The following is a 23,121-nucleotide window of genomic DNA, read 5'->3' as shown; positions in this document are numbered from 1 at the left end:
TGTGCGTGAGATTCTCCCGGAAAATCCAGGCGAGAGCGCCTGCTACCCCCGCACGTTAAAGAGCCAAAAAAAGAGGGCGATCAGGCCGCGAGCGGCGCAAGTTTTGTGATCACCCGCTCGACCTGCTCGACCGCCGTCCCGATATAATTCTCCGGGTCGAGGAGAGCGGCGATCTCTGCACCGTCAAGGACGGCGGCGACCGTCAGGTCCTCCCCGAGCACGCCGGCGATCGGCCGCTTCTCGGCGAGGGCGGTCATGCTGGCGACCCTGACAGCCTCATGGGCCTCCTGCCTTCCCATGCCCCGCTTCGTCAGCTCGATCATCACCGACTCGGCGAGGTTGACGCCGTGGAGGAGGTCCAGGTTCTTCCTGACGTTCTCCTCGCGGATCGTCAGCCCCTCCAGCACCTTCACCATCAGGGCGAGGATATGATCGGCGAGCACCGAGGCCTCGGGGAAGACCACCCGTTCGCAGGAAGAGTTGGTGAGGTCGCGCTCGTCCCAGAGGGTGTTGTTCTGCAGCGCCGGCTCGACCATCGCCCTGACGATCCGGGCGAGCCCGCAGACCTGCTCGCTCTTGATCGGGTTCCTCTTGTGCGGCATCGTCGACGACCCGACCTGTTTTTTCCCGAAGGCCTCCTCGACCTCGGCGATCTCGGTCCGCTGGAGCGATCGGATCTCGACCCCGATCTTGTCGAGGGTCGTCGCCACGTTTGCGAGGAACATGATATACTCGGCATAGCGGTCGCGGGAGATGATCTGGTTCGAGACATCGACCGGAGAGAGGCCGAGATTCGCCATCATCGCAGGCTGGACCTCAAGCCCCTTCGCCCCCAGGGCGGCCTGCGTCCCGACGGCGCCGGTGAGCTGCCCGACCGCCACACGCGGCCGCATCTGGCCGAGGCGCTCGATATGCCTGCCGACCTCGCTCGCCCAGATCGCAAACCGCAGCCCGTATGTCGTGGGCACGCCGTGCTGCCCGTGGGTGCGCCCCACGCAGACGAGGTGTTTTGTTTCCCCGGCCCGACGGAGGAGGACGGCGAGGAGGGCCCGGAGTTTCGCCTCGATCAGGTCCATCGCCGCCTTCATCTGGAGACCGGTCGCCGTGTCCAGGATATCGTTCGAAGTGGCGCCGAAATGGATCCAGCGCCCCGCGTCGCCGCAGACCTCGGTGACTGCCTTCACGACCGCCATCATATCGTGGTTGATCTCGGCCTCGATCTCGTTCGCCCGCGCAAGGGTGGCCATCCCGGCGCACCGCGCGATCGTCTCGGCGGCATCGGCCGGGATCACGCCGCACGCCGCCTCGGCCTGCGCAAGGGCGACCTCTGCCGCCACTATGCACCTGAACCGGTTCTCTTCTCCCCAGACGGCCTTCATCTCCGGAGTGCCGTACCGGTAGTCTATCGGGTGGATCGCCATATGTGGATATGATGGGTTTCTGGCAGTAAAAAAGGGGCGGCAGGGATCACCGCCGGTCGTTCTCAACCGAGAGGCTGCCTGAGAGGGTCATCGTGGAGGACCCCACCTCAATCGTCTCCGAGGAGGCGATCCCGGCCAGGATCCGGCGGCTGATCAGGTCCCTGACGGCCCGGCGCTCCCCCACGGCGGTGACATAGCGGAGGGTGAGGCTCACCCAGTTGTCGGTGAGGGCGGTAAAGACGGTGGGCTCGAATACCCGCTGGAGCAGATAATATTTCCCGCCGGCAGCCGCGATCTCTTTCTCGGCCTGCACCGCGCTCTCCCGCGTTTCCTCCCGGGCAATGCCGAGGAAGAGTTCGATCGCCGCGGGAACATCGCTTGTATAGGTGATCGGGACGGTTATCTCGTCCCAGATGAAGTTATAGTCCCGGGTGTAGTTCATCACCGTTTTCGTGAGGATATGCCCGTTCGGGACGATCGCCATCCGTCCGGTCGGCTGATCGCCGTCGACCCATCCCCTGATCTCCATCAGGGTGGTGTTCATCAGGCCGATGTCGATCACGTCGCCGGTGGTCTCGTCGATGGCGATCCGGTCCCCGACCACATACGCAGCGCTGAGGAAGAGGAGGATGCTCCCGACAAAGTTCTTGAAAAAATCCTGGAGCGAGATGGCGACGCCTGCAGCGATGATGCCGTAGGCGACAAGGAGACTCTGCGGATCATCGACCCAGATGCGCACAGCGACGACGGCGACGGCGACGACGTACAGGACCGAGACCGCTTTCCTGAAGGAATACCGCGTTTTTGCGTCTTTTATCGTCCGGGACACTCCTTTTTGGAGGACGATCCTGAGTACGGCGTAGAGGATCGTGACGACGAGGAGGGTGAGGGCGAGGCGCGAGAGGGTGACGTCCGGGTAGAAGAAGGAAGCCGCCCACGCCGCAAGGGTCGCCACACAGAGGATGAAGAACTGAAGGAAGTCGCCCACCGCCATGCATGGGAGACGCATATGCTCGTACTTAAGGCTATCTCTCCAGCGGCGCCGCACGCCACCGCCCCGCGAAAGGGGGAGGGTCGGGCACGATGTCCACGTCCGCCCCGCGACCCAACATTCCATATTTGTCGGGGGCATAGAATACTGCAATGGACCGTCTTGAAGCGTGGTTCCCGTACCCGGGCTTCCGCCCGAACCAGCGGGAGATGCTGGAATTCGCCGCAGAGACGGCGCGCGAAGGCGGGATCGCCATGATCGACGCCCCGACCGGCAGCGGGAAGTCGAGCGTGGTCTCGGCGCTGCTGGCGGAGAGCAACGGCAGAAAGGTGATCGTCGCCGTGCGGACGATCTCGCAGCTCTCGACCTTTATCAGGGAATTGGCGCTCGTGAGAAAGGTGCAGCCCGCCCTGACCTTCTCGTACCTCGTCGGGAAAGGCTCGATGTGCCCGCTCGGCGGGGAGGGCGATCCCTACCGGCGCTGCGAGGGCGTGAAGGCCTTCTCATCGTCGCTGATGCGGGAGCGGGCCCAGAAGGGTTCGCTCGTCCCGACCGAGGACCGGGTGATCAACGAGCAGATCAGGAAGATGGACCGGGAGCACCCCCTGCTCTGTCCCTATTTCATTAAGAGCCGGGTGTTTGTCCGGGGCGAGGAGGAGAGCGGCCTCAGGATGGCACCCTCGCAGACCCTCCGCACCAGGGCCGACCGGGTGAAGAAGGAGGCGATCGCACCCGAAGATCTCGCCGGGTTCTGCAACGGGCTCTGCCCGTACGAGACGATGATGCAGGCGGCGCGGGGGGCCGACGTCCTGGTCTGCAACTTCCACCACCTCTTCAACGACGAGATCCGCGACCAGCTCTATGCCTCCCTCGACGTGGAGCCCAGAGACGTCCTCCTCCTCATCGACGAGGCGCACAACTGCGGCGACGTCGTGACCGGCATCCAGAGCGTCGTCCTCGAAGACCGCACCCTCGAGGCGGCGATGACCGAACTCTCCCATCTCTCCAGGTCGATGAAGGACGTGAACGCCGTGCGGCAGGTGCTCCCGAACGTGGCCGCCTTCATGGAGGCCCTGCAGCGTTCCCAGAAAGGCGAGGACTGGTTCGACCCGGAGCAGTTCCACCGGATGGCGGTGCGGGGAACGCTCTACAAGGGGCTCGAAGAGATCGTGGGCGACCTCTCTAAGATCGCCGAGCGCGTCTCCGAGAAGAACAAGAGCGCCGGGATCTACAAGGAGAGTGCGGTCGAGAGCCTCACCGAGTTCATGTACCGCGTCTACCGGGCCGGCAGCGACATGACCTTCCTGCCCCTGTACCGTTCAGCCGAAGGGCATGTGGAACTCGAGGTCCGCAACATCGACCCCGGCGAGAAGATGCAGGCGATAGGCAAAGCACACGCCGCCTGTGTTCTGATCTCGGGGACGCTCTCGCCTCTCTCCGCCTACCAGAAATACTACTTCGGCGACCTCCCGGTCAGGACGATCTCCCTCCCGAACAGTTTCCCGCGGGAAAACCGTCTGGTCGTCTGCGCAAAAGACGTCACGACCGCCTACCGGATGCGCCAGAATAAGAAGAACACCGACGCGATCGTCGGCTATATCAAAACCTTCGCACGGGTGAGGGGGAATCTGGCTGTTTACTTCCCGTCGTACCAGATCCTCAACACCTACGCACAGGCCTGCGGGATCCGCATCAACGGAAAGACCGTCTACACCGAGCCCAGAGAGGCAGCCGAGGCGACCGCTGCCCTGCAGGAGTTCATCTCACTTCCAGAGCGGGGCAAAGCCGGGATCATCTTTGCGGTCTGCGGCGGGAAATGGAGCGAGGGGCTCGACTACCGCGGCGAGATGCTGCAGGGGGCGATGGTCGTCGGCCTCCCGCTCGCCCCGTACAACTCGGTCAGGAAGATGACGATCGAGTACTACGTCCACAAGTTCGGGCGCGACGGCGAGTTCATCTCGTACACCCTCCCGGCGATCAACCGCGCCCTCCAGGCCCTCGGACGGGTGCTGCGGACGCCCGAGGATACCGGGGTGCTCGTGCTCGCAGAGGAGCGGTTCCTCGAACCGGGGGTGCGGATCGGCCTGCCGCCCTGGATGCAGGACGAAGCCGAGATCTGCGACCTCGACCGCTTCTCCCGGCTGGTGATGAAATGGGCGTAGCGACCGGTAGTTGCCCGTTCGGGCTCTGGCACGTCCACATGGTCTGGAGCGGCGACCTCGTCATGCAGGTGCGCTTCCTGCGCGAACCGGCTGAAGGGCCGGCCCACCCCGCCTTCCGGCGCTATCTTGCCGGCGACCAGGACGCCCTTGCCGGGCTCTCGAGCGTTGCGACCGAGGGCGATTCTGTGTATGCACGCATCTACCGGGCCGTCCGGGCTATCCCGTACGGGCGGACGGCGACCTACGGCGAGATCGCCGTCGCCGCAGGGACCGTGCCGCGGGTCGTGGGCAATGCGATGCGCGCGAACCCGACGCCCCTCGTCGTCCCCTGCCACCGGGTGGTGGCAAAGGGCGGGATCGGCGGGTTCACCCCGTCGATTGAGGTGAAACGGGCCCTGCTCGCTCTGGAGGCCAGAAGGGGATGATCTTTATGGATTCAGGGAGCGATACGTATGCTATGAAGGTGCTGATACTCGGTGCAGGAGCGGTCGGCCTCTGCCTTGCCGCCCGCCTGTCCCCCCATTGCGAGGTTCATGCTGTCTGCAGAAAGCGTCATGCCGATGCGATCGCACAGCGGGGCTTTGTGATGACCGGGCTCTGGGGCGAGGGGACGTATCGGTTCCCGGCGTCCGAAGAGGTGCCCGAGGGCGAACACTTCGACTATATCTTCATCACCGCAAAGTCTCTCGCCACCCGGTCGATCTGCGAGCAGTTCGCCGGGGTGATCCAGGGGGCCGATACGGTCAGCCTCCAGAACGGCCTGGGCAACGAGGAGATCATCGCCGAATATACCGACCGCGTCATCGGGGGCACGATCATCACCGGGTTTGAGTGGAAGGGCGACGCTGGCGTCCACGTCTCGGTGGTCGGCGGGCCGATGAAACTCGGCCGGTTCCCGGACGGCGCCGATCCAGCGGTGGACGCCCTCGTCGACCTCGTGGGGCGGGCAGGCATACCGGTGGAGGCGAGCAGCCATATCAGGGGCGATCTCTGGGCGAAGACCCTGTACAACTCGGCCTTAAACCCTCTCGGGGCCCTGATGAACGTCCCGTACGGCAAACTCCTCGACCCGACGGTCTGGGGCGTCATCGAGAACGTCATCCGCGAGGCGTATGCGGTGATGGCCGCGGAGGGTGTGCATGTCCCCTGGCCGACGGCCGATGACTATCTCGCCTTTCTCCGCGATGTCCAGATCCCGAGCACGGCCGGGCACCACGCCTCCATGCTCCAGGACATCCTGCACGGGAACGCCACCGAGATCGATTTCATGAACGGGGCGATCGCCGCCCGTGCGGAGAAACACGGCCTATCGGCACCGTACAACGACTGCATCACCCGCCTGGTGCATTTCCGCGAGACGCTCCGGGAGCCGTAGGCATGCGCTCGGGTATCGTGCTGGTGGGAGGGGAGGCGCGCCGTGCAGGCGGAATGGAGAAATATTTCTTCGAGATCTGCGGCCGTACCTTTATCGACCGCCTCCTCGAGACGCTGCGCGGTGCCGTCGACGAGATCATCATCGTCGCCAGAGACGAGGAGCAGTGCCGCCGGTTCGACCCCTACCCGTATGTCCGCTGCATCCCTGACATGCGGCGGGGGATAGGGCCGATCGGCGGCCTTCACGCCGGTTGTCTTGCCGCACAGGGTGAGGCCGTCTTCGTCGTCGCCTGCGATATGCCCTGCATCAACGGACAGGTGATCGAGGCGCTCTTCGAGAGGCTGGACGACCGGGACGCTGTCATCCCATGCTGGGACGGTGATATGTACGAGCCCCTCCACGCCGTCTACCGCCGCGCCGCCCTGATCGAATACCTGCAGGAGCACGAGTCCCTCTCCCTGCGGGCGATGATCAGGAACCTCGATGCCCGCTTTGTCTCAGTCGAGACCTTCAGGACCTTCGACCCGGATCTTCTCACCTTCACGAACATCAACCATGTCGGCGACCTCGAGCGGGTCAGGGAGGCACTGGAAGGGGGTTGTGGGGGAAAGAAGGAAGAAAAATCGCTTTGAATACGTTCTGCCGCCCTCCTCTCCTGCCAGGAATCGCCTCTCTCCCATGCCGACGGCCACGGGTCATGAGAGGGCACACACGCTCTTTTCAGGCTTCTCGCATCTATGACGGCGAGAATGGTTCTGGCTGAGGGAAAAATGGCCCTTCGCTCCTGTGCGTGGGTGGCCGCACCACCCCCGTCTTACTTCCCCCGGCAATCTGGATCGACCTGATACGCCGGTGCCGGGGGGGGCCGGTTGCCCCGCCAAACGGTGGTTGGATGGAGGTGGGCGTAACCCCGTCTGGATCTCACCCTGCCTTCCCGGCCCAATCGTGAGGGGAGGGACGACGTCTCCGGCACAGGCACGCCAGATCAGAATATCTATGGCGTTTCCTTCGTGAAGTGATCGCTCTTCCGCGAGGGATACTAGAAAGCCCAAAAAAGGGCTTTGTAGAAATTCTGGCGCTTTTGAAACCCTTGTACCGGGTTTGATGTCTCTCCTGTAATCGCAGGGAGGGGGTGCGGATCCCCCGCCTTCCCCCTACTGCCTGCCGGGGGTTTCACCCAATTGGAGCGGATGAACCCCGGGAAGAGCGAACCGGATGTCCGGGGGGAGCGGGCCGTATCCCCACCTATCCTGCGCGCGGGTCCGGGGGCGTAGTCCCCCGGTTCAAGCATGCCAGAATAGGATTTCAACGAAGCCCAAAAAAGAGATTATTTCCAGGAGAACAACGGAAACATCGGCTGGAGGGGATCGTTCTCTTCGAGCGACGAGAGTTTGTATGAGCGGCCGAATTTTTTATCCTCGCTGTCCCTGTAGGTGACGACCACCTTGACCTCCTCGATCATGGCAGGGAGTTGATAGGCATACGCTTCGTCGACGCCGAGGGTCCGGATATCGAACTCGACGTTCATCGGGACAAGGGCGACGTGGATCCAATTCGCCAGGCCGGTCCCGGTATTTTTGATCACGATGGACTTGGCGTCCTCTGCAAGGCGGCATTCGAGGTCTGGCAGGTTTTTCGTGTCGTTCATGATATGAAGGGACATGGCGATCGTCGCCAGGACGATGAAGATCGACACACCCATGAATACCTGGCCGGTGACGGCGATGCCGCCGCCTATGATGACGCCGGCCGCAAGAATGGCGATATGGAGCCGTTCCATACTGATGAATTGGCGTCCTACGATATAATAGGATAAGAAACGGCTCTGATGGATGGGGGCGCCGGCACCATTCTGACCGGCGGAACAGAAATACCTGCGATGCAATATACTAATCGGATCCCCCAATCAATAGAGTAGAGGAGATCCGGCGCCTCGCCGACGTGCATGCGGCGTGACGGTGCACCACGAGAAAGAAGGGATACATCCATGCTTGAATTGAAGTTCATTCGCGCAAACCCCGAGATCGTCCGGGCAGACCTTCTCAAGAGGGGATATACGGAGAAAGTCGCCTGGATTGACGATCTGCTGGAGAAGGACCAGAAAAGCCGGGAGATCACGATTGAGGTCGACCGGCTGAGAAACCGGCGCAACGTGATCGGCCGCGAGATCAACGAGACCAGAAAGGCGGGCGGAGATATCGCCGGGCTTTTGAAGGAGGCCGCCGCAATTCCGGGCGAGATCAAGGAGGCCGAGGCCGAACTCCAGGCGATCACCGAGCGGGTGCACTACTACCTGATGCGCCTCCCCAATATCCTCCACGAGAGCGTGCCGGTGGGGAAGGACGACACCGAGAACGTCGAGGTGAAGCGGTGGGGCGAGCCGAAGGTCCCGTCCTTCGAACTCAGGAACCACGGCGAACTCGCGGCCGAGCAGGGCTGGGCCGACTTCGAGCGCGCCGCCAAGGTCGCGGGCTCGGGGTTCTACTACCTGAAGGGGAGGCTTGTGCTCCTCGACATGGCGCTCCAGCGCTTTGCCCTCGACCTGCTGGTCGAGCGCGGCTATGTCCCTCTCTCGCCGCCGTACATGATGAACCGGGCGGCGTACGAGGGCGTCACCGACCTCGCCGATTTCGAGGACGTGATGTACAAGATCGACGGCGAGGACGCCTACCTGATCGCCACGAGCGAGCACCCGATGGCCGCCATGTACAAGGACGAGATCTTCGAGGAGAAGGACCTGCCGCTGAAGTTCGCCGGGATCAGCCCGTGCTTCAGGAAGGAGATCGGATCGCACGGCATCGACACGAAGGGACTCTTCCGCGTCCACCAGTTCAACAAGATCGAGCAGTTCGTCTTCTGCCGGCCCGAGGAGTCCTGGGCCTTCCACGAGGAACTGCTGGCGAACGCCGAGGCGATCTTCCAGGGCCTCGGCCTGCCCTATCATGTGGTGAACATCTGCACCGGCGATATCGGGACGGTGGCGGCGAAGAAGTACGATATCGAGGTCTGGATGCCGCGCGAGAATATGTACCGAGAGGCGGTCTCGTGCTCGAACTGCACCTCGTACCAGGCGGTCAGGCTGAACATCAAGGTGCGCGACCCTGCGGAGTTCAAGGAGAAGCAGTACGTGCACACCCTCAACAGCACCGCCATCGCCACGTCGCGGGCGATCCGGGCGATCCTGGAGAACAACCAGCAGGAAGACGGATCGGTCGTCATCCCGGAAGCGCTCAGGCCGTATATGTACGGGGCCGAGACGCTGTAAGGAGAAACAGATCTTATTTTTTTGAGGGCGCCGGGAGCAGCACCCTGACCTCTCCCTTCAGCACCCCGGCGCTCTTCTCTGTCAGGCTGATCCTGCCGCCGGTCTGTTCCAGGTAGCCCTGCTCGATCAGATCAAGGATCCAGATCCGGTACTGCTTTTTGCTCTGCTCCGTGCCGGTTGCGTAGACCTGAAGGAGGTCGAGGCGTTTCTCCCTCACGCGTGCATTTTTCGAGCCCCTCAGGACGTCGACGATGAGGTCGATCCCGGCGCTCTTCGGCACCTGCTCCACGCACCCGAGGATCCTTCGTGCGTATGCGGTGCCGTCGATCGTCTCCCCCTGGCGTTCGCAGGTGTCGCACATGCCGCAGGTCTCCCCGGCATACGCCTCCCCGAAGTACCTGAGAAGATACTTCCGCCTGCATTCGGTCGTCTCGCAGTATCCGATCATCTCCTGCAGCTTGCGGATCTGACGCCCGTCCGAACCGTCGTGTTCGAGCATGGACCTGAGCGTACCGTAGTCTTCCGGGCTGTAGAGGAGGAGGCACTCGCTGTCCAGACCGTCCCGCCCGGCGCGGCCGGTCTCCTGGTAATAGGACTCGAGGTTCTTGGGGAGGTCGTAGTGGACGACATAGCGGACGTCGGGTTTGTCGATGCCCATGCCGAAGGCGACGGTGGCGCAGACGACCTGGACGCGGCCGGAGAGAAAATCGTCCTGGACCTTCTCCCTGACCGCGGCCGGGAGGCCGGCATGGTAGGCGGCGGCGCTGTAGCCGTATTTCCGGAGGTCTCGGGCGAGGTCTTCGGTTTTTTTCTTGCTGGAGCAGTAGACGATCCCTGACGCTTTCCGGTGCCGGTTGATGCAGGCGAGGAGCAGGGCCATCGGTTTCTCCTTCGGGACGACGGCGTACCGAAGGTTTGTGCGGTTGAAGGTGCCGACGAACTCCCTGGGCTCGGAGAGCCCGAGGTGCCGGGCGATGTCCGTCCTGACCTCGGGGATGGCGGTGGCCGTCAGGGCCACGATGGGGACGTTTCGGAAGTGCCTTTTCAGGCCGGAGAGCTGGCGGTATTCGGGCCTGAAGGTGTGGCCCCATGCAGAGATGCAATGCGCCTCGTCGATGGCGATGAGGCGGACCGGGAACTGACCGAGGAATTTGAGGACGCCGGGCTGCATGCACTTCTCCGGCGAGAGGAAGAGCAGCCTGAGGGTGTTGTCCTCGAGCTGCCTCTCTATCTCCGCCCTCTGCCGGTGCGTAAGGGCGCCGGTGCAGGCGGCGGCCGATATCCCCCGCAGGTTCAGGTCGTCGACCTGGTCTTTCATCAGGGAGAGGAGGGGGGAGATGACCAGGGTGAGGCCGCCGAGGGAGAGGGCCGGCACCTCGTAGCAGAGGGACTTTCCGCTCCCGGTCGCCAGGATCCCCACCGTGTCCCGCCCTTCGAGAACCGATGCGATGATCTCCCGCTGGTGCGGGCGAAAAGAGGTGTAGCCCCAGTATTTTTTCAGGAGGTCGTCGATGGCGGGCATGAGGAGGTTCTCTTCAAGAGTGGGGGAGAGGAGGGGTTGAAGGTTCGGGTGGGGGACGGTTGTTAAATCCCTTGAGGCTCCGGGCCACGATAGGCGCTCTCCTGAATCTGGCGGGCCCCTCTGCCGTCTCGATGAGGCAGAACGGTTCGGCCTACAGGAGGAGAGGACGGGGCGCCTCCCGGTCCTCCCTGATCTGAGCCTCACAGATCCGCACCCTTTTTTAAAACGATGAACTCCCATCTTTTCAGAAACCCTTCGATACATTTTTCCAGACACAAAATAGATTGCCATTCCATGATACGCTGGCTCGCCACTTCCACCCGTGAGAACGCAGACGTCGTGATGCGAAAGGAAGTCTGGGGCGTCCCAAAGAAGGACCTCAACCAGATCAACAGGATCAGGCCGGGCGACACGCTGCTCCTCTACGCCGGGCATGAGGTGATCGATCAGGACATCACCCTGCCCCCCGCGATCCTCGGGTGCTTCGAGATTGTCTCCAGCGTCTACGAGGACACGGAACCGATCTTCACCGCCCCCAGAAAACTTGGAAACGAGGTCTTTCCGCTGCGGTTCAGACTGAAGACGATCGCGATCTTCGAGCCCCCGGTGGAGTTTCGGCCCCTCATCCGCGACCTGAGGTTCATCACGGAAAAAACGCGGTGGCCAGAGCATATCGGGGGGCAGTCGATGCGGGCGATCAACGAGGAGGACCATGCATTCATCATGAGGGCGGCGAGGACGCCGCGGGGTTGATCCTCGTCATCAACGCAGACGACATCGAGGGGCATCCCTCACCCGAAAAAAATCCCGGCGGTCCGACACGCCGGGGAGAGACCCTTGCAGCACATACCCCCCTATTCCATCCGGTTTCAAAAAGCCGCGGTAAAACTGCCGTGATGATGTAAGGATTGTCGTCCTGGCCAGATCGCTGCATGAACAGGAGCGATCAAGAAAGAACCACACAAACAAAATCTCAAAAAGGAATGGGCCCGATGAGGCTCGAACTCATGACCTCCCGGTTATCAGCCGGGTGCACCACCGACTATGCTACGGGCCCTAATACACTCGTATTAGTGCCTGTAAATGTTGTACCGTCCCTGATTTAAAGGTTGCGCCAGAAACCCCGCTCCGGGGCCGTCCGGGAACGGCACCCTTAAAGAGCACGCAGGAGCAAATAGCACTGGGACGCATTCCATGGCAAAACGATATCTTCTTGGGAACGAGGCAATCGCGCACGCCTGCATCGAAGCCGGCGTCGATTTTGCGAGCGGCTATCCTGGAACCCCCTCCTCCGAGGTGATCGACACCCTCAGGGCGCAGCGCGAGCGGGAGTTCTACATCGAGTGGTCGGTGAACGAAAAAGTGGCGTATGAGAACGCCCTCGCCGCATCATGGTGCGGCCTGCGGTCGATCGTCACGATGAAACACGTCGGCCTCAACGTCGCCGCCGACCCCCTGCTGACGAGCGCATATACGGGCGTGGAAGGGGGCTTTGTCGTCCTCTCGGCCGACGACCCCTATGCCCACTCCTCCCAGAACGAGCAGGACACCCGCCGCTACGCCCACTTCGCGAAGATCCCCTGCATGAACCCCTCCTCGGTGCAGGAGGCCCACGACATGCTGTGCGACGCCTTCGCCCTCTCCGAAGAGGTGGGGCTGCCGGTGATCTTCAGGCCGACGACCAGGATCTGCCACTCCAAAGGGGACATCGACCTCGGCGAGGTGAGCAGCGAGCACCGCACCGGCGCCTTCGTCAAAGACCCGCGCCAGTACGTCGTCATCCCGGCCCATACCCGCGTCCTCCATAAAATCCTGAACGAAAAGCAGCCGATGGTCAGGAAGGCCGTCATGGACCTCGGCTACAACACCGCCGAGGTGCGCGGCGATATGGCCGTCGTCGCCAGCGGGATCGCCGCCTCCTATGTGCAGGAGGTGATCCCGGACAACGTCTCCTTCATGAAGATCGGGTGCTTCCCGATCGACGGCGACTGGATGCAGGCGTTCGTGCAGCAGCACCGTGTCGTCCTCGTCGTCGAAGAAGGGGCACCGATCGTCGAGGAGCGGCTCAGGCAGCTCGCCTGCGGCGTCGAGGTCTTCGGCCAGATGAACGGCGCCGTCCCGAAAGAGGGCGAGTTCTCCCCGGCCACGGTCGCCGCCTCGATGGTGCGGGCCGGCATCCTCCCCGCTTCCCCCTTCGAGAGCCCTGCGCCGGTCGCCGGCCTCCCGCCGCGCCCGCCGATCCTCTGCGCAGGCTGCGCCCACCGCGCCATGTTCTACGCGATAAAGCGGGTCTTCCCCGACGGCATCTTCCCCTCAGACATCGGGTGCTACACCCTGGGCCTCCAGCTCGGCACGGTGGACACCACCATCTGCATGGGCGCCTCGGTGACGGTCGGCAGCGGGATCGCCCATTCAGGCGAGACGCACCCGGTCGTCGCCACCATCGGCGACTCGACCTTCCTCCACACGGGAATACAGGGGCTGCTCAACGCCGTCTACAACGGCGCCGAGATGACCCTCGTCATCCTGGACAACCGGATCACCGCCATGACCGGTCACCAGCCCAACCCCTGCACCGGCGAGACCGCCATGGGAGAACCGAGCGTCCCGATCTCCCTTGAGGGGATCTGCCGGGCCTGCGGGGCATCGTTCGTCGAGACCGTCGACCCCTACGACCTCACCGGCACGCTCCAGACCCTGAAGGCGGCAAAGGCGAGGAGCGGCACAAAGGTGATCATCGCCAAACAGGCCTGCGTCATCACCGCCCGGAGGAGCGGGGTCAGGCGCGGCCGCTACGCCGTCGATCCCGAGGCCTGCACCGCCTGCGGCGCCTGCCTGCGCTTCGGGTGCCCGGCCATAGGCCGCGACGCCGACGATAAAGCGGCGATCAACGATCTCTGCAGCGGGTGCGGGGTGTGCGCCGAGATCTGCCCGTCCGGTGCAATCGTAAAGGAGGGACGGAAATGAGCAGTTTTGACGTGCTGATCGTCGGGATCGGCGGACAGGGGACAATCCTTGCATCGAACGTCATCGGCGAGGCGTGCCTGGTCGAGGGGATACCGGTCCGCGGCGTGGAGACCCACGGCATGGCCCAGCGCGGCGGATCGGTCGAGAGCCATGTGCGGATCGGCGGGGTCCACGGCCCCCTGATCCCGCCGGGCCGGGCAGACCTGATGATCGCCCTCGACCTTCTCGAGGGGGTGCGCTACCTGCACTACCTGAAGGCGGGCGGCTCGATCGTCGCAAACGACCAGACCGTCGTCCCGACGCCGGTCTATACCCAGAAACTCCCGATGCCGGCGCGGGACGAACTCCTCGGGTCCCTCGGGGAGAGAGACCTCTTCCTCATCGACGCCGCCGCCCTCGCCGCGGAGGCCGGCAACCCGATCGTCCAGAACGTGGTGATGCTCGGCGCCGCATCCCGGTACCTCCCGCTGAAAGAATCGTCCATGCGCGAGGCGGTCGCCCGCTCGGTGCCGGCGAAAACTCTCGACCTCAATCTGAAGGCCTTCGACCTCGGCAGAAACGCCGTACGGTCTGAATAACCCCATTTTCCGCCGCATCTTTATAGGATGGAGGGCGACTGATCGGTATGACCGCCCTCCAGATCGTCTCCGCATGGGACGCCGACGAGATCGTCGCCCTGTACCGGGCCGGCGGGTGGTGGAAGGAAGCGTGGACGCCAGAGGGGATCGCCCCCCTGATCGCCGGGAGCTTCTGCTTCATCGTCGCAACCGAGGGCGAACAGGCGGTCGGCATGGGGCGTGCAATCTCTGACGGGTGCTCCGACGCCTACCTGCAGGACATCGTCGTCCTCCCGGCCTGCCGGGGGAGGGGCATCGGCGCCGCCATCTTAGAGGCGCTCGTCGCCTTCTGCAGGAAGCGGGGGCTGACCTGGATCGGGCTGATTGCACAGCCCGGCACCGCCCCCTTCTACGAGCGCGAGGGTTTTGCCGTCATGGAGGGCCACGTCCCGATGTTATTAGAGGAATACCATGCTCACGATCGATGATTTTTCCCCGGTCACGCTTGACGACCGGGATTTTTTTCTGGACCTCTTACGGAGATATCCGCAGCAGCATTCGGACATGAGTTTTACGACGATGGCCTGCTGGAACCATTATGCGAACTACGCCTGGGCCCGCCTCGGCGAGGGCGTCGTGATCATGAGCGTCATCGATGGGGAGCCGACCTTCAGGGGGCCGATCGGACCGCGCGATCCCGCCGCCCTCGAAGAGACGCTCGACCTTGCCGTCAGGGAAGGGTGCCCCTCTCCCTATTATGTCTTCGACGAGGAGACGCTCGCATGGGTGCGCTCCCTCTATCCGGGGCTGCCCTTCAGGTCAGACCGGGACTTCGCCGATTACGTCTATCTCTCCTCAGACCTCGACGAACTCCCGGGCAAACACTACCTCACCATCCGCCGGCACCTCAACCGGTTCAGGCGGGAGTGCAACCCGATCGTCGAGGAGATCGGCCCTGAAGACCTGGAGGAGGTGAGCGAGTTCCTCGCAAAGTGGTGCGAGTGGCGGCACTGCGAGGAGTCGCCGGTGCTTGCCCGCGAGAAGGAGGCCGTCCTCTATGCGATGGAGCACTTCGCCGCCCTCGGGCTCTCCGGGCTGATGATCCGGGCTGAGGGGACGATCAGGGGTATCAGCATCTACGACGCCCTCAACGACGATGTCGCCCTGATCCACTTCGAGAAAGGGCTTCCCGAGTGCGACGGGGTGTACAGAGCAGCGAACCAGGAGGCGGCGCACCGGCTTGCGGCCGACTACATCTACATCAACCGCGAGTCCGACGTCGGCGTGCCCGGCTTGCGGGAGGCGAAGCTCCGCTACCATCCCCACCATATGGCAAAGGTATATATTGCGCAAAAAGAGGATCTGGCAAAGAGAAACGAAGGAGGGCAGATCAATGGTTGAAAACGTGAATAATCGGATTCTTGTTGCCTATGCGAGCCGCTACGGCTCGACGAAGGAGATCGCTGAGGCGATCGGTCGGACGCTCGAAGAGCAGGGGTATGCGGTCGACTGCATGAATGTCATGGACGTCTCTGAGGTCTCGCCCTATGCGGCCGTCGTCGCCGGCAGCCCGATCTATATGGGCAAATGGCTCGTCGAGGCGGTGGACTTCATCAAGCGGTTCAGGATAGACCTTATGAGACGCCCTCTTGCAATCTTCGCCGTCGGCTACTCGATGAAAGAGGAGAGCGACATGATCAGACGGTCGGCCCGCGCCTCGATGGCCGAGGTCCTGATCTACGTCAACCCGCAGGCCGAAGGGCTGTTTGCCGGGAAGTTCGTGACCGAGGGGATGAGCGAGGCCGATCTTCAGTTGATGAAGATGGCCGGGGCCGTTCCCGGCGACGCCCGGAACTGGAGCGTGATCAACGGATGGGCAAGAGCGCTCCCCGCGATCCTCTTCACCGTGACCGAGTGACGGTTTTGCGTGTCGGCAAAAACACCCTATTTTTTTAAGCCTGAGCGGCCCGGGTCCTGCTATTTTCCGGCCGGTACTCCCCTGTTTGCAGGAGAAAAAAAGGTTTTTCAGGGGAGACGATACCACCCGGCTCACTCGTCGTCGGCAATCACGGCGGCTGCAGCCGGGGCGCACCGCAGGATCGCGGCGAAGAGAGAGGTGCCTGCGATCCCGATGAGGCCGCCGGCGTAGAAGACCCATTCAATGGAGACGAGGTCCATGATCGCGCCGCCGAGGAGGGGGGCGAGGATCATCCCTGCCGACATCGCCATATTGTAGATGCCCATCGCCGACCCCATGCCATGCTCTTTCCCGGCGATCACGGTCATCGCCATGATCGACGGCTGCTGAATAGCGCTGCCGATCCCGATGACGGCGGCGATCGCCAGCAGTATCGTAAACGAGCCCGAATGGGGGAGGGCAATCAGAGCGGCCGACGAGACCGCCGAGCCCAGGAGGACGAGCAGTATCTTGTTCGTCCGGTCGGCGAGGTCGCCGAAGGGCGCCTGCAGGAGGGCGATTAAAAAGATGTTCACGGTGAGAAGGATGCCGGTCTCCGAGGGGGAGACGCCGACATGAGGGGCGTAGAGCGGGAGAAAAACCATCAGCCCTCCCCGTCCGGCGGCGTTGAAAAGCGTGAAGGCGAGGACACCGACGACGGCCGGCGTTCTGATGAGCGAGCGGAGCGGTGCACTCTTCGTTCCAGCCGGCAGCGCAGGGCCGTTCCTCCCCTTCGGGAGAAAGACGAGGATGATGAGAAAGGCGATCCCGGTGAACACGGCCATCGTGATGAAGGCCGAAGAGAAGCCGAAGGTGTCGTTGAGAACGCCGCCGAGGAAGGGGCCTGACCCCATGCCGAGGAAGAGGGAGATCTGGAACCGGCCCATCAGCCCGCCTTCATGCCCGCTCTTTGCCATATCGCCGACGTAGGCCATGGCGATAGGGACGACCATCGCGGACGCCGCACCGTGGAGGAAGCGGACCATCGTGAGGGAGAGGATGTCCGGTGCCCAGATGTAGCCGAGGGAGAGCACGGTATAGGCGAGGAGGCCGACGGCGATGAAAGGTTTTCTGCCGTGGCGGTCAGAGAGGCTGCCGACGATCGGCATGAACACCGCACGGGAGAAGGCAAAGGAGGAGAAGATCACCCCCATCCAGATCCCGGTCGCCCCCAGGTTTTCGGCGTAGATCGGGAGGAGGGGGGCGACGATCCCGAGCCCGAGCATCGCTGCAAAGACCGAGACGAAGAGGATCGTAAAGAGCCGCCGGTGTGCATCCATGGAAGTGCCGCCCCCCTTCAGGGGATTTTCGTGGGAGTTTTGTGCCGATGAGCAAAGAAATTGCCGGATTCAAGAGATGAAGCACGGGAAAAGAGAGGTGCAACCCGGAGAGGTGAAAGGCCGGGGAAGGGTGCGAGCCCCCCCTCACTCCCCGCTCTTCTCGTCCTTCTTCTCCGGGTGAAGCGGCGGGAAATGGACCCGGCTCCCGGTTGCGTCGCGGGTATATTTCCCGAACTCGGTCTCCAGCAGGTCGATGCCCGTGAAGACCGGGCCGTCCCGGCAGACCCGCAGCCCCCGCGGGTCCATCGAGCACGAACCGCAGATCCCAAGCCCGCATTTCATATAGCGGTGAAGGGAGAACTGGCCGCGTTCGGCCACGCCGGCCTTGTTCAACCGCTCGAGCACCTTCACCATCATGATCTCGGGGCCGCAGACGCAGATGTGATCGTAGTCGGCAAGGTCGATCTCGTCCATCAGGTCGGTGACAAAACCCTGCCGACCGGCGGTGCCGTCGTCGGTGGCGATGCGCAGACTGCAGGCCGACACGATCACCGGGGCGAAGAGGAGTTCGGCTATCGTGCGGGCGCCGAGAAGGAAGGTGCTCACCTGCCCGGCCGTGACCAGGTTGAGGAGGGGGGCGACCCCGACCCCGCCGCCGATGGCGAGCGTGCGCCCGCTCACCGCAAAACCGTTGCCGAGCGGCCCCCTGATCCCGAGTTTGTCCCCGACCACGAGGTTGAACATCGCCGTCGTGGCGTCGCCGACCCGCTGGACGGTGATCGAGTGGGTCGACGAAAGGGCCATCGGGATCTCGTCGACCCCGGGCACCCAGACCATCACGAACTGCCCGGGAGAGGAGGGGATGCCGGGGTCGAAGTAGAAGGTCCTGATGGACGGCGTCTCCTCGACGATCGCCTTGATCGTCACCGGGACCGGCATCATGGGCAGGTCAGTCATGGGCCACCCCCACAATGCTGGCCGGATCAGCACCGTCCTTTGCATAGAGTATCCGTGCGATCCGATCGAAGACCCGCACGTCGTCCATCACCGCCGTCCCGATCTCCACCGCCTGCGCACCGGCCATCATCATCTCGATCACGTCCTCTGCCGTCGAGACGCCGCCGCACCCGATCACCGGGATCGTGCACGCCGCATACAGGTCCCAGACACATTTCACCGCAACCGGAAAGATCGCCTTTCCCGAGAGCCCGCCGGTCCGGTTCCCGAGCACCGGCCGCCGCATGGCGGTGGAGATGCGCATGCCCCGCACGGTGTTGATCGCCACGATCGCACTCGCCCCCCCTTTCTCGGCGGCGAGGCCGATGGTGGTGATGTCGGTCACGTTCGGCGTGAGTTTCACCCAGACCGGGACGCCGTACGACGCCACCGCCCGCGTGCACTCGAGCACGGTCTCGGGATCGGTGCCGATCGCCGCCCCGTATCCTGCGGCGTGCGGGCAGCTGACATTCAGTTCAAAGGCCTTCGCATGCTCTGCAAACCATCCGGCCACTTCCTTGAACTCCTCCGGGTCCTTGCCGAAGATGCTCACGATCACCGGCTCGCCCTTCAGGGGGGCGAGCTCCTCGACAAAGTTCTTCGAAGGGTTGGGCAGGCCCATCGCATTGAGAACGCCGCACTCCGTCCTGATCAGGCAGGGGCCGTGATGGCCGGCGTTCGGCTCCGGGCCGATGGACTTCGTGACCACGCCGCCGGCCCCGAGTTTCAGGAGCCGCTGGAGCGAAGCGCCGGTCGTCCCGAGCACCCCGGCCGCAAGGAGAAGGTGGTTGCGCAGGGTCACCCCGCCAACGTCGATATCGCCAGGCTGAAGGGTTATCATCCAGAAGAGATTGCAGTTATTTATTATTAGCATACCCATAGATGGGATTATATGACGAGCCTCGCTGTGATCGGCACCGGGCGGATTGGCGGCGAAGTAGCCTTCCTCGCCGCTGCAAAGGGACTTATTGACGATATCATCATCTGTGACGCCGTCAGGTCTCTCGAACACGCGCAGGCGCTCGATCTCGCTCATGCCTCCTTCGGCGTCGGCATCGAGACCGACACCCTCCTGGTGAGGGACGCCGACGTCTGCGTCTTTGCGGCAGGCCGGCCCAGGTCGCCGGAGACAAAGACCAGGGCCGACCTGCTCAACTCCAACCTCCCGGTCCTGGACGAGTGCTGCGATCACCTCCCGTCCTTTGGCGGCATCATGATCACCGTCACCAACCCGATGGACGTGAACAACTACTATCTCCACCGGTGCCTCGATATCGAGCCCTCCCGGTGCATCGGCTTTGGCGGCCAGCTCGACAGCGCCCGGTTCGCCCTGCGGCTCGGAAAAGAGGGGATCACCGGGCCGGCGAGCGTCCTCGGGGAGCACGGCGAGCACCAGGTGCCGGTCTTCTCCCGCCTGGAGACGGCGGTCCCGGCCATAAAGCGCGAGGAGATCCTCGCCGACCTGAGGGGCGCAAGCATGGAGGTGATCAGGGGCAAAGGCGGCACGGTCTTCGGCCCGGCGGCCCATATCATCAGGCTGATCGAGGCGGCCCTCGGGAAGAGACAGGACGAGGTCATCCCCTGCTCGTGCATCGTCGACGGCGAATACGGCCTCTCCGACCTCTCCATCGGGCTCCCGGCGCGGATCGGCAGGGACGGGATCAGGGAGATCGTTGAGTGGGACCTCGACGCCTGGGAGCAGGAAAAACTCACCGAAGCGGCGTCGTTCATCGGAGAACTCTGCAGGGGCCTGGATGTCTGATGCACAGGCGACCCTCTTCTCCGGCGAGGCAGGGGGCCTGAGGATCGGGATCAACCAGGTGGAGTACACCGTCGCCGGCACCGGGGCGGTGGTCCACATCTTCGGCCGCGAGCCCTCGGGCCGGGCGGTCCACCTCCAGGTGACCGGGTTCAGGCCGTACTTCTACGCCCCCGCGGACGAGGTGGACGGCCGCCCCCTTCCGCCGCAGGTGACGGGCGTGGAAGAGGCGGCGTTCACCTCGATCAAGGGCGAGCGCCTCCGCCGCCTCTACACCGTTCGCCCGACCGACGTGCGGGACATCCGCGACCGTTACCACCACCACGAGGCCGACATCCCGTTCGCCACGCGCTACATGATCGACGCCGGACTCACCGGCGGCGCAGAGGTGCCGGCCGAGACGGTGGACTACACCGAGGTCTTGCCCGCCGAGGTCGACGCCCCGGCCCGCCTCTGCTTCATCGATATCGAGTGCGAGGACCTGCGGGGCTTCCCCGACCCCGCACGCGAGCGGATCATCTGCATCACCTGCTGGGACTCCTTCGACGACGAATACACCACCTTACTCCTCGCATCGGCCGGGACCTCGCCGGGTTTCTCCGACGAGTGGACGGCGAAGAACGGCTGCCTCTGGAAGGGGAAGAGCCGGCATCAGGTCTGCACCTACGAGACCGAGGAGGCGCTGATGCGGGCGTTTGCGGCCTATATCAGGGAGAAAGATCCGGACATCCTCTCGGGCTGGAACTTCACCGACTTCGACCTCCCGTACATCACGCGGCGGATGGAGGTGCTCGGGCTCAACCCGTCCGACCTCTCCCGCCTGCCCGGCATGACCGAGCGGACGCCCGTGCGGGGTCGGGCGGTCTTCGACCTTTTGACGGCCTACAAAAAACTCCAGCCGAGCCAGAAGGAATCGTACAGGCTCGACGCCGTCGCCGAGGACGAGATCGGCGAGCGGAAGGTGCGCTACGCCGGGACGATCACCGATCTCTGGCTGGAAGACCCCGAGCGCCTGGTGGAGTACAACACCACCGACGTCGAACTCTGCGTGCGGATCAACGCCAAGAACAGCATCGTCGATTTCTACCGGATGATCTCCCGCTACGTCGGCGTCCCCCTGGACCGGACCCTCAACTCTTCGAACGTGATCGATATCTACATCCTCAGAAAGGCGCGGGGGCGCTTCGTCCTCCCTTCGAAGGGGAACGTAGCCGCCGACGAGTTCGAGGGGGCGACGGTCTTCGAGCCCTCCCTCGGGGTGCGGGAGAACGTCGTCGTGCTCGACCTCAAGTCCCTGTACCCGATGGCGATGATGACCCTCAACGCATCGCCCGAGACGAAGGACCCGGCCGGGGAGCTGCGGGCCCCGAACGGCATCCGCTTCAGGAAGAGCCCTGACGGGCTGACCAGGAGCATCCTGGCCGAACTGATGGAGGAGCGCGACGCCCTCAAGAAACGGCGCAACGAATACGCCTTCGGCTCGCCTGAGTACACCCTCCTCGACCTCCAGCAGGGCGTAATGAAGGTGATCATGAACACCTACTACGGCGTCTCGGGCTACGCCCGCTTCAGGCTCTACGACCGGGAGATCGGCGCCGCCGTCACCTCGGTCGGCCGCGCCATCATCACCCACACCCGCGACGTGATCGCCGGGATGGGCTACCATGTGCTCTACGGCGACACCGATTCGTGCATGGTCGCCCTCCCGAAGGCCGACCTCGAGGAGACGATCAGGATCGCCCGCGAGATCGAAGCGCGGCTGAACGAGAGTTACGCGGAGTTTGCCAGGACGGCGCTCAACGCCGACCGGCACTTCTTCTCGATCAAGTTCGAGAAGGTCTACGAGCGCTTCTTCCAGGCCGGAAAGAAGAAGCGCTATGCCGGCCACCTCGTCTGGAAGGAAGGGCTCACCGTGGACAAGATCGATATCGTCGGCTTCGAGATGAAGCGGAGCGACTCGCCCCAGATCACCCGCGAGGTGCAGGAGCACGTGATCGAGCTGATCCTGAAGGGGGCCGGCCTGGCCGAGATGAAGGCCTACCTGGGCGGGGTGATCAGGACCTACCGGCGGGGCGGCTACCCCTTAGACGAGATCGGGATCCCGGGCGGGATCGGCAAGGCCCTCGAGGAATACGGGGTGCAGGATGCCCACATCAGGGGGGCGATCTACTCGAACGCCAACCTCGGCACCGATTTCAAGCGGGGCAGCAAACCCAAGCGGATCTATATCAGGTCGGTGAAGGCGAAGTTCCCGCAGACCGACGTCCTCGCCTTCGAGTACGCCGACCAGGTGCCGCCCGAGTTCGTGGTGGACTGGGAGACGATGCTGGAGAAGACGATCAAGCAGCCGATCGAGCGGATCATCGAGGCCCTCGGCTGGACCTGGACCGACGTGGACCCGTCGAGGACGACGCTCTTCGATTTCGGATGAGGCCCCCCGGTACAGACGTATCCGATGTACCGGCCCTCACGCGAGAGCCCGCGAAAAAACGAATAACCTAAAAATACGGCCGGCCCCATAATCACATAGGAAAAGTCCCCCCCAGAGGATTGATCACCATCGATATCACAGCCGTTATCCTGCTCGCATATGCCCTCTTAAACGTCTGCGCCTTTCTTCTCTACGGCCTCGACAAGAGAAAGGCAGAGAAAAACACCTGGAGAACCCCCGAGCGCACGCTGCTCTTATGCTCCCTCCTCGGCCCGTTCGGGGCGTGGGCCGGCATGCAGCGGTTCAGGCACAAGACTACAAAATCGAAGTTCAGGCTCGTGCCGGTGTTCATGGTCGCGCACGCCGCGGCGATCGGGCTGGTCGTCATGCACCTGACCGGGTGAGAGGGCGCACCCCCCACCAAGTACTTCCTCTCCC

At 63.5% G+C, this 23,121-nt stretch carries 21 protein-coding genes and 1 tRNA gene; 14 read left to right on the top strand and 8 right to left on the bottom strand.

Features of this window, described 5'->3' with window-relative positions; all coding sequences use genetic code 11:
* Positions 1-80: 80 nt before the first annotated feature.
* Both purB and HWN36_RS02965 read right to left on the bottom strand, forming a co-directional pair.
* Positions 81-1,421 carry an adenylosuccinate lyase gene (purB, locus tag HWN36_RS02970; protein ID WP_176788003.1) on the bottom strand — a complete coding sequence of 447 codons (1,341 nt, stop codon included), beginning with the start codon at positions 1,419-1,421 and terminating at the stop codon, positions 81-83.
* 46 nt (positions 1,422-1,467) lie between these two features.
* On the bottom strand, positions 1,468-2,415 hold the full coding sequence (locus HWN36_RS02965; protein WP_176788002.1) for a mechanosensitive ion channel family protein: 948 nt from the start codon (positions 2,413-2,415) through the stop codon (positions 1,468-1,470).
* Between the two features lie 149 nt (positions 2,416-2,564).
* On the opposite strand from HWN36_RS02965, the gene HWN36_RS02960 reads away from it, so the two are divergent.
* From HWN36_RS02960 to mobA, 4 genes are read left to right on the top strand one after another with little or no spacing between them, the layout of a single operon-like run.
* On the top strand, positions 2,565-4,574 hold the full coding sequence (locus HWN36_RS02960) for an ATP-dependent DNA helicase (protein ID WP_176788001.1): 2,010 nt from the start codon (positions 2,565-2,567) through the stop codon (positions 4,572-4,574).
* Complete coding sequence (locus HWN36_RS02955) at positions 4,565-4,999, top strand: methylated-DNA--[protein]-cysteine S-methyltransferase (RefSeq protein WP_176788000.1); 435 nt, start codon at positions 4,565-4,567, stop codon at positions 4,997-4,999. Before HWN36_RS02960 ends, HWN36_RS02955 begins: the two co-directional genes overlap by 10 nt.
* A 32-nt stretch (positions 5,000-5,031) precedes the next feature.
* Positions 5,032-5,949, top strand: a complete 918-nt coding sequence (locus tag HWN36_RS02950; protein WP_176787999.1) for a ketopantoate reductase family protein — start codon at positions 5,032-5,034, stop codon at positions 5,947-5,949.
* Positions 5,950-5,951: 2 nt separating this feature from the next.
* Positions 5,952-6,581 carry a molybdenum cofactor guanylyltransferase gene (gene mobA / locus HWN36_RS02945; protein WP_176787998.1) on the top strand — a complete coding sequence of 210 codons (630 nt, stop codon included), beginning with the start codon at positions 5,952-5,954 and terminating at the stop codon, positions 6,579-6,581.
* 695 nt (positions 6,582-7,276) lie between these two features.
* On the opposite strand, the gene HWN36_RS02940 is transcribed toward mobA, so the two are convergent.
* Entirely contained in the window at positions 7,277-7,729 is a 453-nt protein-coding gene (locus HWN36_RS02940; RefSeq protein WP_176787997.1) for a hypothetical protein, read from the bottom strand.
* A 207-nt stretch (positions 7,730-7,936) separates the two neighbouring features.
* Here HWN36_RS02940 and serS point away from each other — a divergent pair, with 207 nt between their 5' ends.
* A complete protein-coding gene (serS, locus tag HWN36_RS02935) occupies positions 7,937-9,214 on the top strand; it encodes a serine--tRNA ligase (RefSeq protein ID WP_176787996.1) in 1,278 nt (425 codons plus the stop codon).
* 13 nt (positions 9,215-9,227) lie between these two features.
* Here serS and HWN36_RS02930 read toward each other — a convergent pair whose 3' ends face one another.
* On the bottom strand, positions 9,228-10,736 hold the full coding sequence (locus HWN36_RS02930) for a RecQ family ATP-dependent DNA helicase (protein WP_176787995.1): 1,509 nt from the start codon (positions 10,734-10,736) through the stop codon (positions 9,228-9,230).
* A gap of 294 nt (positions 10,737-11,030) precedes the next feature.
* Here HWN36_RS02930 and HWN36_RS02925 point away from each other — a divergent pair, with 294 nt between their 5' ends.
* Positions 11,031-11,489, top strand: a complete 459-nt coding sequence (locus HWN36_RS02925; RefSeq protein ID WP_176787994.1) for an EVE domain-containing protein — start codon at positions 11,031-11,033, stop codon at positions 11,487-11,489.
* Positions 11,490-11,720: 231 nt separating this feature from the next.
* On the opposite strand, the gene HWN36_RS02920 is transcribed toward HWN36_RS02925, so the two are convergent.
* Positions 11,721-11,793 (bottom strand) — tRNA-Ile (locus tag HWN36_RS02920).
* A gap of 137 nt (positions 11,794-11,930) precedes the next feature.
* Between HWN36_RS02920 and iorA the strand changes: the two genes are divergently transcribed.
* Genes iorA through HWN36_RS02895 form a run of 5 tightly spaced genes read left to right on the top strand, consistent with a single transcriptional unit; the run spans position 11,931 to position 16,178 of the window.
* The gene (gene iorA / locus HWN36_RS02915) at positions 11,931-13,703 is read left to right on the top strand and encodes an indolepyruvate ferredoxin oxidoreductase subunit alpha (protein ID WP_176787993.1); all 1,773 of its coding nucleotides are present in this window, start codon (positions 11,931-11,933) and stop codon (positions 13,701-13,703) included.
* Positions 13,700-14,281 (top strand): indolepyruvate ferredoxin oxidoreductase subunit beta, encoded by a 582-nt coding sequence (gene iorB / locus HWN36_RS02910; protein WP_176787992.1) that lies wholly within the window; start codon positions 13,700-13,702, stop codon positions 14,279-14,281. Before iorA ends, iorB begins: the two co-directional genes overlap by 4 nt.
* A gap of 47 nt (positions 14,282-14,328) precedes the next feature.
* Complete coding sequence (locus tag HWN36_RS02905) at positions 14,329-14,748, top strand: GNAT family N-acetyltransferase (RefSeq protein ID WP_176787991.1); 420 nt, start codon at positions 14,329-14,331, stop codon at positions 14,746-14,748.
* The gene (locus HWN36_RS02900) at positions 14,732-15,661 is read left to right on the top strand and encodes a DUF2156 domain-containing protein (RefSeq protein WP_176787990.1); all 930 of its coding nucleotides are present in this window, start codon (positions 14,732-14,734) and stop codon (positions 15,659-15,661) included. Before HWN36_RS02905 ends, HWN36_RS02900 begins: the two co-directional genes overlap by 17 nt.
* Positions 15,654-16,178: a flavodoxin domain-containing protein gene (locus HWN36_RS02895; RefSeq protein ID WP_176787989.1), complete on the top strand. Its 525-nt coding sequence runs from the start codon at positions 15,654-15,656 to the stop codon at positions 16,176-16,178. Before HWN36_RS02900 ends, HWN36_RS02895 begins: the two co-directional genes overlap by 8 nt.
* 131 nt (positions 16,179-16,309) lie before the next feature.
* Here the strand turns inward: HWN36_RS02895 and HWN36_RS02890 are convergent, their stop codons facing one another.
* The 3 genes from HWN36_RS02890 to HWN36_RS02880 all read right to left on the bottom strand — a co-directional run bounded on the left by HWN36_RS02890 (position 16,310) and on the right by HWN36_RS02880 (position 19,334).
* Positions 16,310-17,497: an MFS transporter gene (locus HWN36_RS02890; protein WP_176787988.1), complete on the bottom strand. Its 1,188-nt coding sequence runs from the start codon at positions 17,495-17,497 to the stop codon at positions 16,310-16,312.
* Positions 17,498-17,641: 144 nt separating this feature from the next.
* Complete coding sequence (locus tag HWN36_RS02885; RefSeq protein WP_176787987.1) at positions 17,642-18,454, bottom strand: dihydroorotate dehydrogenase electron transfer subunit; 813 nt, start codon at positions 18,452-18,454, stop codon at positions 17,642-17,644.
* Positions 18,447-19,334, bottom strand: coding sequence for a dihydroorotate dehydrogenase (locus tag HWN36_RS02880; RefSeq protein WP_176787986.1), 888 nt, complete (start codon positions 19,332-19,334; stop codon positions 18,447-18,449). Before HWN36_RS02880 ends, HWN36_RS02885 begins: the two co-directional genes overlap by 8 nt.
* Before the next feature lie 51 nt (positions 19,335-19,385).
* On the opposite strand from HWN36_RS02880, the gene HWN36_RS02875 reads away from it, so the two are divergent.
* From HWN36_RS02875 to HWN36_RS02865, 3 genes are all read left to right on the top strand, one after another.
* A complete protein-coding gene (locus HWN36_RS02875; RefSeq protein ID WP_176787985.1) occupies positions 19,386-20,255 on the top strand; it encodes a malate dehydrogenase in 870 nt (289 codons plus the stop codon).
* Positions 20,248-22,683, top strand: a complete 2,436-nt coding sequence (locus tag HWN36_RS02870; protein WP_176787984.1) for a DNA-directed DNA polymerase — start codon at positions 20,248-20,250, stop codon at positions 22,681-22,683. Before HWN36_RS02875 ends, HWN36_RS02870 begins: the two co-directional genes overlap by 8 nt.
* Before the next feature lie 119 nt (positions 22,684-22,802).
* A complete protein-coding gene (locus HWN36_RS02865) occupies positions 22,803-23,087 on the top strand; it encodes a DUF1294 domain-containing protein (RefSeq protein ID WP_246269829.1) in 285 nt (94 codons plus the stop codon).
* Positions 23,088-23,121 lie beyond the last annotated feature (34 nt).

Origin of the sequence: Methanofollis tationis (genome assembly GCF_013377755.1) — an archaeon.
Taxonomy (GTDB): domain Archaea; phylum Halobacteriota; class Methanomicrobia; order Methanomicrobiales; family Methanofollaceae; genus Methanofollis; species Methanofollis tationis.
Note: the sequence above shows the minus strand (reverse complement) of the source record. Positions and strands in the feature narration are given on the sequence as shown.

Coding starts and splice junctions, on each gene's coding strand:
- purB (WP_176788003.1), bottom strand. CDS start 1,421: ATGGCGATCCACCCGATAGACTACCGGTACGGCACTCCGGAGATGAAG.
- HWN36_RS02965 (WP_176788002.1), bottom strand. CDS start 2,415: ATGGCGGTGGGCGACTTCCTTCAGTTCTTCATCCTCTGTGTGGCGACC.
- HWN36_RS02960 (WP_176788001.1), top strand. CDS start 2,565: ATGGACCGTCTTGAAGCGTGGTTCCCGTACCCGGGCTTCCGCCCGAAC.
- HWN36_RS02955 (WP_176788000.1), top strand. CDS start 4,565: ATGGGCGTAGCGACCGGTAGTTGCCCGTTCGGGCTCTGGCACGTCCAC.
- HWN36_RS02950 (WP_176787999.1), top strand. CDS start 5,032: ATGAAGGTGCTGATACTCGGTGCAGGAGCGGTCGGCCTCTGCCTTGCC.
- mobA (WP_176787998.1), top strand. CDS start 5,952: ATGCGCTCGGGTATCGTGCTGGTGGGAGGGGAGGCGCGCCGTGCAGGC.
- HWN36_RS02940 (WP_176787997.1), bottom strand. CDS start 7,729: ATGGAACGGCTCCATATCGCCATTCTTGCGGCCGGCGTCATCATAGGC.
- serS (WP_176787996.1), top strand. CDS start 7,937: ATGCTTGAATTGAAGTTCATTCGCGCAAACCCCGAGATCGTCCGGGCA.
- HWN36_RS02930 (WP_176787995.1), bottom strand. CDS start 10,736: ATGCCCGCCATCGACGACCTCCTGAAAAAATACTGGGGCTACACCTCT.
- HWN36_RS02925 (WP_176787994.1), top strand. CDS start 11,031: ATGATACGCTGGCTCGCCACTTCCACCCGTGAGAACGCAGACGTCGTG.
- iorA (WP_176787993.1), top strand. CDS start 11,931: ATGGCAAAACGATATCTTCTTGGGAACGAGGCAATCGCGCACGCCTGC.
- iorB (WP_176787992.1), top strand. CDS start 13,700: ATGAGCAGTTTTGACGTGCTGATCGTCGGGATCGGCGGACAGGGGACA.
- HWN36_RS02905 (WP_176787991.1), top strand. CDS start 14,329: ATGACCGCCCTCCAGATCGTCTCCGCATGGGACGCCGACGAGATCGTC.
- HWN36_RS02900 (WP_176787990.1), top strand. CDS start 14,732: ATGCTCACGATCGATGATTTTTCCCCGGTCACGCTTGACGACCGGGAT.
- HWN36_RS02895 (WP_176787989.1), top strand. CDS start 15,654: ATGGTTGAAAACGTGAATAATCGGATTCTTGTTGCCTATGCGAGCCGC.
- HWN36_RS02890 (WP_176787988.1), bottom strand. CDS start 17,497: ATGGATGCACACCGGCGGCTCTTTACGATCCTCTTCGTCTCGGTCTTT.
- HWN36_RS02885 (WP_176787987.1), bottom strand. CDS start 18,454: ATGACTGACCTGCCCATGATGCCGGTCCCGGTGACGATCAAGGCGATC.
- HWN36_RS02880 (WP_176787986.1), bottom strand. CDS start 19,334: ATGATAACCCTTCAGCCTGGCGATATCGACGTTGGCGGGGTGACCCTG.
- HWN36_RS02875 (WP_176787985.1), top strand. CDS start 19,386: ATGACGAGCCTCGCTGTGATCGGCACCGGGCGGATTGGCGGCGAAGTA.
- HWN36_RS02870 (WP_176787984.1), top strand. CDS start 20,248: ATGTCTGATGCACAGGCGACCCTCTTCTCCGGCGAGGCAGGGGGCCTG.